The sequence below is a fragment of the Corynebacterium sp. HMSC074A01 genome (assembly GCF_001831515.1).
Lineage (GTDB): Bacteria > Actinomycetota > Actinomycetes > Mycobacteriales > Mycobacteriaceae > Corynebacterium.
In genome coordinates this window covers 305,940-315,574 of record NZ_KV825630.1, presented here as the reverse complement: position 1 = coordinate 315,574, position 9,635 = coordinate 305,940, and the positions used below count along the sequence as shown (strand labels likewise).

The 9,635-nt window shown below is 62.3% G+C and carries 10 protein-coding genes and 2 pseudogenes; 2 read left to right on the top strand and 10 right to left on the bottom strand.

Features of this window, described 5'->3' with window-relative positions; genetic code table 11:
- Positions 1 to 708 precede the first annotated feature (708 nt).
- Positions 709 to 1,563, top strand: coding sequence for a 23S ribosomal RNA methyltransferase Erm (erm, locus tag HMPREF2550_RS11240; RefSeq protein ID WP_070791124.1), 855 nt, complete (start codon positions 709 to 711; stop codon positions 1,561 to 1,563).
- Between the two features lie 70 nt (positions 1,564 to 1,633).
- Here the strand turns inward: erm and HMPREF2550_RS11235 are convergent, their stop codons facing one another.
- The 4 genes and pseudogenes from HMPREF2550_RS11235 to merA form a co-directional block, all read right to left on the bottom strand.
- A complete protein-coding gene (locus HMPREF2550_RS11235) occupies positions 1,634 to 1,987 on the bottom strand; it encodes a type IIL restriction-modification enzyme MmeI (protein ID WP_371441188.1) in 354 nt (117 codons plus the stop codon).
- A gap of 365 nt (positions 1,988 to 2,352) precedes the next feature.
- A pseudogene (locus HMPREF2550_RS11230) lies at positions 2,353 to 2,742 on the bottom strand (peptide chain release factor I).
- Positions 2,743 to 2,934: 192 nt separating this feature from the next.
- Positions 2,935 to 3,285 carry a hypothetical protein gene (locus HMPREF2550_RS11225; protein ID WP_070791172.1) on the bottom strand — a complete coding sequence of 117 codons (351 nt, stop codon included), beginning with the start codon at positions 3,283 to 3,285 and terminating at the stop codon, positions 2,935 to 2,937.
- Positions 3,282 to 4,703 carry a mercury(II) reductase gene (merA, locus tag HMPREF2550_RS11220; protein ID WP_070452615.1) on the bottom strand — a complete coding sequence of 474 codons (1,422 nt, stop codon included), beginning with the start codon at positions 4,701 to 4,703 and terminating at the stop codon, positions 3,282 to 3,284. Before merA ends, HMPREF2550_RS11225 begins: the two co-directional genes overlap by 4 nt.
- Before the next feature lie 98 nt (positions 4,704 to 4,801).
- Between merA and HMPREF2550_RS11215 the strand changes: the two genes are divergently transcribed.
- Positions 4,802 to 5,191: a heavy metal-responsive transcriptional regulator gene (locus HMPREF2550_RS11215; protein ID WP_005290994.1), complete on the top strand. Its 390-nt coding sequence runs from the start codon at positions 4,802 to 4,804 to the stop codon at positions 5,189 to 5,191.
- 46 nt (positions 5,192 to 5,237) lie between these two features.
- On the opposite strand, the pseudogene HMPREF2550_RS12640 reads toward HMPREF2550_RS11215, so the two are convergent.
- From HMPREF2550_RS12640 to arfB, 6 genes and pseudogenes are all read right to left on the bottom strand, one after another.
- Positions 5,238 to 5,483: pseudogene (locus HMPREF2550_RS12640) on the bottom strand (alkane 1-monooxygenase); the annotation flags it as partial.
- Between the two features lie 198 nt (positions 5,484 to 5,681).
- On the bottom strand, positions 5,682 to 6,434 hold the full coding sequence (locus tag HMPREF2550_RS11205; protein ID WP_038589569.1) for an ABC transporter ATP-binding protein: 753 nt from the start codon (positions 6,432 to 6,434) through the stop codon (positions 5,682 to 5,684).
- Positions 6,435 to 6,436: 2 nt separating this feature from the next.
- Complete coding sequence (locus HMPREF2550_RS11200) at positions 6,437 to 7,519, bottom strand: FecCD family ABC transporter permease (RefSeq protein WP_070791121.1); 1,083 nt, start codon at positions 7,517 to 7,519, stop codon at positions 6,437 to 6,439.
- A 3-nt stretch (positions 7,520 to 7,522) separates the two neighbouring features.
- The gene (locus HMPREF2550_RS11195) at positions 7,523 to 8,755 is read right to left on the bottom strand and encodes an ABC transporter substrate-binding protein (protein WP_070791120.1); all 1,233 of its coding nucleotides are present in this window, start codon (positions 8,753 to 8,755) and stop codon (positions 7,523 to 7,525) included.
- A gap of 105 nt (positions 8,756 to 8,860) precedes the next feature.
- On the bottom strand, positions 8,861 to 9,001 hold the full coding sequence (locus tag HMPREF2550_RS12635) for a VOC family protein (RefSeq protein ID WP_366106173.1): 141 nt from the start codon (positions 8,999 to 9,001) through the stop codon (positions 8,861 to 8,863).
- Positions 9,002 to 9,095: 94 nt separating this feature from the next.
- The gene (arfB, locus tag HMPREF2550_RS11185) at positions 9,096 to 9,536 is read right to left on the bottom strand and encodes an alternative ribosome rescue aminoacyl-tRNA hydrolase ArfB (protein WP_070791118.1); all 441 of its coding nucleotides are present in this window, start codon (positions 9,534 to 9,536) and stop codon (positions 9,096 to 9,098) included.
- Between the last annotated feature and the right edge of the window lie 99 nt (positions 9,537 to 9,635).

Sequence of the window (9,635 nt, the reverse complement as noted above, 5' to 3'; positions counted from 1 at the left end):
CACGCTGCAGGGGTTGCAGCTATGTGACACGGGACACAATCGCAATCAAGGTGTCTCTTCTTATTTAGATTTTCTTCAAAAAGTGGAAAAATTACGAAACGAAAACCATTTACGCTGCTCAACGTATGTTTTTGTGTTTCGTAGTTTTGTTCTTTTCGTTTACGAGATTACGAAATGACCCGCAAATACCTACCGTGACCTGCGGTGATGTGTTTCGTATTTTTCTGCGTAATTTCACGTCGCCCGAAGCAGACACCCTGCCGTGTGCTTGCTGCAGGGCTGCGGCCGTCCCTCCATGTGGAGCGTCAGTGTCGATGCTGTAACTTAAACGTACATACATTTGTGGCGCTCTCGTTACGTGTCTGTGCATTGCCGAGCTCTTTACTGTTGTGTGTGGGCGCGCAGCCGTAGTGTCCGTGCCACTCCGAGTAGGGCGCGTCGTACCCCAAACCCATGTTCAATTAAATTCCAATCCAGAGAGGTCTTGCACTGTTGCGGTGCGGTTGTCTTCTTTCTCACCGTATTGGACCCTGCGAAATTAATTGGATACGATAGGCCCATGTTGATTTCAGGTTCCGTTTTCATGCGGCCGCTCACCAGCCGCTAAGGCGGTTTTCTCCCTCCCGCAGGTTAGAAACCGCTCCGGTCCTTTAGCCGGGCGGCCATTTGTCATGCCCGGCTCCCTTTCAAATCCAAGGAGCACACCTGATGTCTGCATACGGACACGGCCGTCACGAGCATGGCCAAAATTTTCTCACCAACCACAAGATCATCAACTCCATCGTCGATCTTGTAAAACAAACCTCCGGCCCCATCATTGAGATCGGACCAGGAAGCGGTGCCCTCACTCACCCGATGGCCCACTTGGGGAGGGCGATAACGGCAGTTGAAGTGGACGCAAAACTAGCTGCCAAACTCACAAAAAAGACCGCCTCGGCGTCGGTCGAAGTGGTCCATGATGATTTCCTTAACTTCCGGTTACCCGCCACTCCCTGCGTCATTGTGGGAAACATTCCCTTTCACCTCACCACTGCCATTCTTCGAAAGTTGCTGCATGCGCCAGCATGGACTGACGCTGTACTCCTCATGCAGTGGGAAGTCGCTCGCCGCCGGGCCGGGGTAGGCGCAAGCACGATGATGACGGCTCAGTGGTCCCCATGGTTCACATTTCACCTGGGTTCTCGGGTACCAAGGTCTGCTTTCCGGCCACAGCCAAACGTTGACGGGGGGATCTTAGTGATCCGCCGGGTGGGTGACCCGAAGATTCCGATAGAGCAGCGCAAAGCCTTTCAGGCGATGGTGCACACCGTTTTCACTGCCCGGGGACGCGGGATAGGGGAAATTCTCCGAAGGGCAGGGTTGTTTTCATCACGTTCAGAGACACAATCATGGTTGCGCTCGCGAGGAATCGACCCCGCAACCCTACCTCCCAGATTGCACACCAACGACTGGATCGATCTCTTCCAGGTGACTGGTTCCTCTTCACCGCGCCATCGGCCCATTTCACAATCGGGAAGTAGTCAACGCCCTCCTCAACGGAAAAATCGAGGCCGGCGGCGGTAATCCCCCCACCACCAAAACCGAAATCCACCAGTAGTAGTGAACGACCCATGTTCGTCTACCGTGAGCCGCGTTATGGCAGTGACGTGTTCTCGTCGGGCACAGTCATAGTTCCCGGCGTTGCCAGCGACAGGGTTCTACACCCAGCAGCGGGACCGATCAAAATCACCCGCACGGGGAACGACCCTGCTGGTGGTTTCGATTTTGATGAAAGCGAGGAGACATAGCCCCTCGCCAACTCCCCGTAGCTGGCGAACAGTAGCTCCTGGCGCTGGCGCTCGTTGGTGAGTTTGCGTGCCACATCGAAAGCCTTATCGACTTCCCGGTCCAAGTTGTTGTGGTCCTTGAGCAGAATTGGGTCCATCGATAACGGGTTGTAGTGCTCCGCGAGTGACCGCTGGGGGTGCCGCTCGCGTGCCCGCAGCACCAACTGTCCAGCGTCGATGATTCGCTGCTGCGCCTTCTCATCTAGTTCACACAGAGCTGGTCCGCAGTTGTAGCTCCCGATGTACTCCGAAAAAGGGAAAAAAATAGTGGGGATACATCAACCTTCCACTTTCCATTCTTCCGGCTCAGAGTATTGAGGGGTCTGGGACCGGGTCCGTAAACCCTTTATGTTTTTCGCGCACAGCGGTTTTTAGCGACGCACCCTATAGGTTTTCCGCAGAACCTATATGTGTTTCTGTGCACCCCCATATGTTGTCTGTTTCTAGCGGTATTTCGTTGTACTTTGCGCATCGAATAGTTATTTATCGACGACACTCCGTCGAGTTCAAGTTCAACGTGTAGTGCTTAACCTCTGCGATGAACTCTTTGATCCCGGGACGTGATGAGGACTGGGGCTATTGTGCTCCCCCGAACGCTACGGCCCGGGGGCACGAGGCTGTGTCGCAGGTGCAGGCGAGAGGACCACTAGCGAAACACAGACCGCTGAGTCGACGCAGTCACGGTAAAGACGGAGCCGTCTAGGCGGTGCTCGAGGTTGCGCGAGATACGGTGACGCTGGGCGTCGGTAAGCGATGCGCATTCCGCGACATCGATGGAAAGCTGGACTTTGCCGTCCGTCGTGTTGACGCCCTGGCCGCCCGGAGTCGACGATTTCGCGAAACGCTCCGCGAGATCGGCGGCGATGACCGCACCGTCGGGGATCCCCGGGCCGGGCGCTATGGTCATGTCGTTCATGCCGCCCAGCCTAGGTGCCCACAACCCTTTCTCGTCTCGGCGGAAGCGGAGACCGCGTCGCGACGGCCGGGATCCAGCCTCAGTATTATCCTCGTCACCGGTTGATTCGAACGCTTTTGGCTCCTCCTTCTCCCGTCGGGCTTCGATTTCAGCGGCCTCCGCAGGTGGCAGTGATCGCTGGATCCGCTCGAACTACCGGTTCCGATCAGCGGTCGAAAGATTTTCGCAGCAGCCGGACCTGCGGCGCCGGTGCCGCCGCCGTAGCCTGACGAGCATCCCCGCCATGACTGCCATCACGACGGCGGTCCCGGCACTGATGATCCAGGGATTACCGAGGAGCCCACCGACGCCTGCGAGTGCTCCGCCCGCCGCGATGAACGGCAGGCCGCAGCAGAGCAGCGACGGAAGCGCGCAGCATGCCAGCAAGAGCAGCCCGGTCACTGCAGCGACGACGGGACCGGCGCGCCATTCGTCGCGGTCCTGATCGGCGCTCATCGTCTGCTTCAGGATGAGATCTCCCCGATTGCCTGCGTTGCCGTTCATGCGCAGCACGACAGCAGCGACGGGTCGGTGGTGAAGGCCTTCGCGGCGATCCGGATGCCCTCGGCCATGGTCAGGTAGGGGGCCCAGGCGTTGGCGACCTCGGCGACGGTCCTGCCGAGCACGTGGACGCCTGCGGCGGCGAGCTCCCCGGCGTCCTTGGCGACGGCGGTCAGGCCGAGGATCTCTTTCGTCTCGGCGTTCACGACGATCTTGATGAACCCGCGGGTGTCGCGGTTGACCAAGGCGCGGGGCACGTGGTGCAAGGGCAGGACGCGGCAGTCGCAGTGGATCCCCGCGGCGAGGACGTCCTTCTCGGTCATCCCGACCGCGCCGATCGCGGGCCCGGTGAACGTCACCCGCGGCAGGCGGGCGTAGTCGACGGACCGGTCGGCGTCGGCGAACGCGTTCTCGGCGACGAGGGTGCCGTGGTGGGCGGCGACGTAGACGAACTCGGGGTGCCCGGTCACGTCGCCCGCGGCCCAGACCCGCGGGTTCGAGGACTGCAGCCGGTCGGAGACGACCACCTCGCCGGAGTCTCCGGTATTCACCCCGACCGCATCGAGGTTCAGGCCATCGGTGACGGGACGGCGTCCGAGGGCGACCAGGACCTGGTCGGCGCGGAACTCCTGCGAGCCGCCGGACAAGGCGGCGGTCACGACGGCCTCGCCTCCCGTGCCGCGGGAGACCCGGGTGGGCACTGCGCGGCTGACGACGCGGATGCCCCCGTCGGCGAACACCTCCTGGAGCGCCTTCGACACCTCCGGCTCCTCCTTCGAGGCGAGCCGGGACCGCACGAGCAGCGTGACCTGCGAGCCGAGGCGGGCGAACAGCTGCGCCTGCTCCAGGGCGACGTAGCCGCCGCCGAGCACCAGCAGCGACTCGGGGACCTCCGTCAGCTCCATCGCCGTGGTCGAGGTCAGGTATCCGGTCTCCTTCAGGCCGTCGATCGGCGGTGCCCACGGGCGAGAACCAGTCGCGACCAGGTAGTGGTGGGCCTCGATGGTCTCGACGCTTCCGTCGGATCCGGCAACATCGAGAACCGGCGCATCAGGGGTGCCCACGAACGAGGCGTCGCCGCGGAGGACCTGCCAGCCGTAGGAGTCGGCGACGTCGGCGTACTTCTCGCCGCGCAGCGACTCCACCAACGCTTGCTTCCCAGCGATCAGCGCGGGCATGTCGACGGGATCCGCCGTCGTCGCGATCCCGGGGAACCGGGTTGCGGCGTCGACCGCGACGTGCCGCGCGCCGGCCGCGGCAATGAGCGCCTTCGACGGGACGCAGCCCGTGTTCACGCAGGTGCCGCCGAGCGTCCCGCGCTCGATCATCACCACCGACTTCCCGAGCGTGCTGGCGCGGATCGCAGCGGCGAACGCGCCGCCTCCCGATCCGATGATGGCGAGATCGTACTTCGTAGGCATCGCTACTCCTGTCAACTCTTGGCTTTCTGCTCTGTCTCAGCCATACTGGACCTTCCAGTGCAGGGGAAGGTCAAGCGCGGCCACGGAGGGAGACAGCAATGTGGATCGGAGAACTCGCCGAGAGGGCGGGCACTACCGCGAAGACCCTTCGCTTCTACGAGGAACAGGGCCTTCTACCCCCGACCGAGCGCACGCCGTCCGGATACCGCGACTACGCGCCCGAGACGGTCGCTCGGATCGACTTCATCCACCGCGGCCAGGCCGCGGGCCTCACCCTCGCCCAGATCCGCCAGATCCTCGACATCCGCGACGGCGGCCATGCGCCCTGCGAGCACGTGCGCGACCTGCTTGACGTGCGCCTCGCTGAGATCGAGCAGCAGATCGCGCAGCTCTCCGTGCTGCGCGACACTATCGCGGACCTTAGCCAGGACGCCGCGCACCCGGATCCTGAAACGTGCAGCACCGATCAAGTGTGTAGGTACTTGTAGACGGCGGGAGTCAATGACTCAAACGCTACAACCCCGATATGCGCTAGCGCATATCGATGCCGCCGGTGCCCACCTCGATGATTTTGGTGGTGGCCGCGATAGCACACAGCAGCGGCATCGGGGCGGAGGCCTGCAGCGCGAAGTGGTGGACTCGGAAGGACGCGTTGTTCACGCCGATTTCGTCCGCAGCCTGGGTGATCTCCAGATGAGTCTTGGCGATCTTTTCCGCAGATGGCCCGCACTAGCTGCCGAAGGCGTAATGCCCGAAGCTTAAGAAGCCGATCGCTTTCATTGAATAACACTCCTTTTGATGGTGTTAACGAGAGGGGGTAACTTTGCAACGACATACCGTCGAGTTCAAGTTCAACGTATAGTTACGTGTAGTCAGGGGGCACCGCGTCGCGCTCGACTTCCCACGCGAAGCTAGCCCCAGCGATGCGTCCCTGGAACCCGGACATGAACTGGCCGGGCCGGATCTGGGCCCACGCATTCACACCGGGCAGATGACCGGCACGCCGTCGTCGTCGAGGATGCGGGCGCTAATGCCGTAGACCTCGTTGAGGAGCTCAGGGTTGAGCACCGCGGCCGGGGTATCCAGCGCCACGACACGGCCCGCTTTGACCACGAGCAGCTCGTCGCAGAAACGTGCGGCGAGGTTGAGGTCGTGGATTGCAACCAGGGCAAGCCTGTCGGTTCCCGCCACTTCATCGCGGATGATTTCAAGCAGGTGCACCTGGTGGCGCAGATCGAGGGCGGACGTGGGTTCGTCGAGAAGTAAGACGCTCGGGGTGCGCACGAGCATCTGCGCGACGCCGACCAACTGGCGCTGGCCGCCAGACATGTCGGAGACCATGCGGTCGGCGAGGTGCGTGATGTTGAGCCGCTCCATGATGTCCGCCGTTGCCGCGACTGGATCAGCATCGACCGCGCCGCGGCGCTTCGCGGAAACCATGATGGACTCGAACGCGGTGAGTGACGCGGTAGTCAGCATGTCTTGGGGCACGTAGCCGATGGCGGTGGTGCGAGACTTGCCGGTGACTTCGCACCCATCGACGACGATGGAGCAGGTGCCTTGCGACGGCTTCTTAATCCCCGCGATGGTTTTCACCAGCGTGGACTTGCCGGCGGCGTTTGGGCCGATAAGCCCTACGACTTTGCCTTCTTCCAGCGGGCCGAAGGTCATGTCGTCGATGATCGTGGTACGGCCGTAGCCGACGGTGAGGTGCTTAGCGAAAATTGCCACGGTTAGCCCCTCTTTCGTGCGCGGGTGAAGATGAGGAAGACGAAGAACGGCACGCCGACCAGCGAGGTGATGATGCCGATGGGGATCGCTAGCCCTGGGATGATGGAGAGCGATACTGCGTAAGCCACGCTGAGCAGCATCGAGCCCGCGGCTGCCGCGCCGGGAAGGAAGAACTTCTGGTCCTCGCCCACCAGCATGCGGGCGACGTGGGGGCCGACAAGGCCGATGAAGCCGATGATGCCGGTGAACGCGACCGCCGAGGCGGCCAGGAAGGATGCCACAAGCAGGGTAGTGAGGCGCAGGCGTTTGACGTCGATGCCGAGGGCAGCAGCGCGATCGTCGCCAAGCCGTAGCGCCGTGAGGCGCCAGGAGTTGACTACGCAGAAGGGGATCGCTGCGGCGACCACCACAGCGAGGATGGCGTTCGCGGTCCAGTTCGCGCGCTGCATCGAACCCATGGTCCAGAACACGATCTGCTGGAGCGCTTCGATGTTGGCGCTGTACTGCAGCAGCGAGAGCAGGGCCTGGAAGAAGAAGCTCAGCGCGATGCCGAGGAGGATCATCGATTCGGCGGTGGCGCCGCGCCACACGGACGCCGCTGCCACGATAGCGACGGCGAGAAGTGCTGCGATCGCCGCGGTGAGCGCCAGGTTGAACTGCGGGTTCGGGATGAGCGTCCAGCCCATCACAATGGCGATCGCCGCACCGAACGCGGCTGCCGCCGAGATACCGAGGGTGAAGGGCTCGGCAAGGGGGTTGTCCAAGATGGTCTGCATCTGCCCGCCAGCGAGGCCGAGCGCGGCGCCGCACAGCAGTGCCATCACCGCAGCGGGCAAGCGCAGGGTGCGAATGACCACACGGGTCTGATACTCCACCGACTCGGGGTGGAAAACGGCGTTGTAGACGTCGGCAAGTGCGATGTCGATGGGGCCGACGATGACGGCGACGAGGAAGCTCGCGAAAGCCGCAATGACCAGCCCCACGATGGCGAACGCTTTGTTGCGCCCGCGCTTGTGGTAGCTCGTAATCGCGGCCTGGCGAGCATCCACGTTTGCGGCGGGCTGCGCGGATACTCGAGTTGTCATGGGTTAGCTCTCGTCCGGGTTCGCAGGATCGTAGAAGAACACGCCGCTGTACTCGAACGGCATCCACTCCTTGTGGAACTCGATGAAGTCCTTGGTGGGGTGGTAGTCAGCGAACTCCTCCGGGTGGATCCACTTGGCGAAGGCTTCAAGCGCGAAGACGTTGAACGGGTTGTCGTAGAACTGGTGGTACACGGCGAAGTAGTTGCCGGTCTTCGGCGCTTCGAGCAGCTCGAAGCCGGGCAGTTGCAGCGGGCCGCTGCTAGTTTCTTTCGCCAGCTCGGCATTAGACTGGTAGCCCATCTCGACGTGACGGAAGAGGTCGGTCTTGTTCGGGTCGCGCGCCCACTCGCCGCCGGTGACAATGATTTTCTCTGGATTGAGCTCAATCATCTTCTCAGGGGTGATGGTCTTAGTTTCCGGGCCGAGGACTTCTGGGCCGAGGTTGTGGCCGCCGGCTGCGGTGACCAAGGTGCCCAGGTGCACGTTGCCTGCGACGGCGCAGCACTCGTTGTAGCCGGCCGCGGTCCACAGCAGTACGTCAGGCTTCTCGGCAATCTTTGCTGTACGCTCGGAGATTTCCTTGACCTTTGCGTCGTAGAACTCGTTGTACTTCGCGGCGCGTTCGCTCTGGCCGAGCAGGTCACCCAGAAGCTGCATGGATACGGTTGTGTTTTCCAGCGGCTTCTGGCGGAAGTCGATGTAGGCGTAGGTAATGTCGGCGGCATCCATGTCCGCGATCATGCCGGACTCTTCGGCGGCCTTCTTCTGGTCGAGCGTCATAATGACCACGTCTGGGTCCTGCGCGAGCAGGTTCTCAACGGTGACGTCGCCCTTCTGGATCATGCCGATCGCCGGCAGATCCTTCGCTTCCGGCTGCAGTTCGAGGAGCTTATCGCGGAACGCGCCCGCGTTCTTCACTAGGTCCTGGCCGTACGCAACGATGTTGTCCAGCGGGTTTTCCTGCAGCAGGGCGGTGGCGTAGGCTGCGCGGCCCTCAGCCAGCACGATGCGGTCCGGCATCTCCGCGAACTCGATGGTGCGGCCCGCCGCATCCTTCACCGTCAGCGCTGCGTCCGCAGTGCGTGCTGACGTCTGCTTCTCCGCCGCTGCGGCCGAGGTGGCAACCTCAGAGGATGCCGTGCTGGCGGTGGTGCTGCCGGAGTCGGAGCAGGCAGCCAGGCCGATCGTGGTGGCGAGTGCAACCACGGTTGCACCGATCTTTTGTGAAAGCTTCAAAACTTCCCCTTTTGGTAAGTAAGCCTAAGCTTAGTTGTAGGAACGCTGGAAAGACTAAGGTAAGGCTAAGCAAATGTCAACGGTCTGAGTCGTGCATCATGCCGCTTACCCCATAAACATCCCCATATACCCCATATTTTCGCAGTTCGGCTGCCTACACAAAAACTTGTTGCGTTCTGGATCCTGCATAACGGTCCAAACAAGTCCAGGTGCCTCATGGCTGCCGAGTTCAGTGGCACCCAACATCCTGACGCGCTCCACTAGGGCTTCGCGTTCAGTGGCGCCGCCGTCGATGTGCATGCGGTTTTACCGGGGGTGGGGTCGGCAACGCGCTGAAAACTTAGCGCCGGGGCTTACGCCTCGTCGACTTCAACTCCGAGCGCCGCTTCTTCGCTTCGAGACGGCGTCGCACCGAGCTGCGCGTCGGCTTCGTTTTGCGCCGCGGGGGAGGTGGTGGGGCGAGTGCCTCGCGCAACAAGGTGGCCATGCGTTCCCGCGCTTCGGCACGGTTGCGGATCTGCCAGCGCTGCGTCGACGCGCTCACGGTGAGCACCGTGCCGTCCAGGCGGTGTTCGAGGTTGTGGAGGGCGCGGCGGCGTTGGGTGTCGGAAAGCGATGCGCATTCCGCGATGTCGATGGAGAGCTGCACCTTACTGTCGGTGGTGTTGACGCCCTGGCCGCCCGGGCCCGATGCCTTCGCGAACCGCTCCGACAAGTCCGCAGCGGCGACGACGAGGCCGTCGGGGATACCCCGGCCGGGTGCGATGGTCAGGTCCTGCATGCCAAACACCCTACGTTCACCCTGGGGCGGCGGGCTGTTGCGTCCGGTCCCACAGCATTGATTCCAGTAGCGGAGGCCTGGAGCGTCCATTATCCTGCT

Coding starts and splice junctions, on each gene's coding strand:
- arfB (WP_070791118.1), bottom strand. CDS start 9,536: ATGCAGGACCTGACCATCGCACCCGGCCGGGGTATCCCCGACGGCCTC.
- erm (WP_070791124.1), top strand. CDS start 709: ATGTCTGCATACGGACACGGCCGTCACGAGCATGGCCAAAATTTTCTC.
- HMPREF2550_RS11225 (WP_070791172.1), bottom strand. CDS start 3,285: ATGAACGGCAACGCAGGCAATCGGGGAGATCTCATCCTGAAGCAGACG.
- merA (WP_070452615.1), bottom strand. CDS start 4,703: ATGCCTACGAAGTACGATCTCGCCATCATCGGATCGGGAGGCGGCGCG.
- HMPREF2550_RS11200 (WP_070791121.1), bottom strand. CDS start 7,519: ATGACAACTCGAGTATCCGCGCAGCCCGCCGCAAACGTGGATGCTCGC.
- HMPREF2550_RS11215 (WP_005290994.1), top strand. CDS start 4,802: ATGTGGATCGGAGAACTCGCCGAGAGGGCGGGCACTACCGCGAAGACC.
- HMPREF2550_RS12635 (WP_366106173.1), bottom strand. CDS start 9,001: ATGTTGGGTGCCACTGAACTCGGCAGCCATGAGGCACCTGGACTTGTT.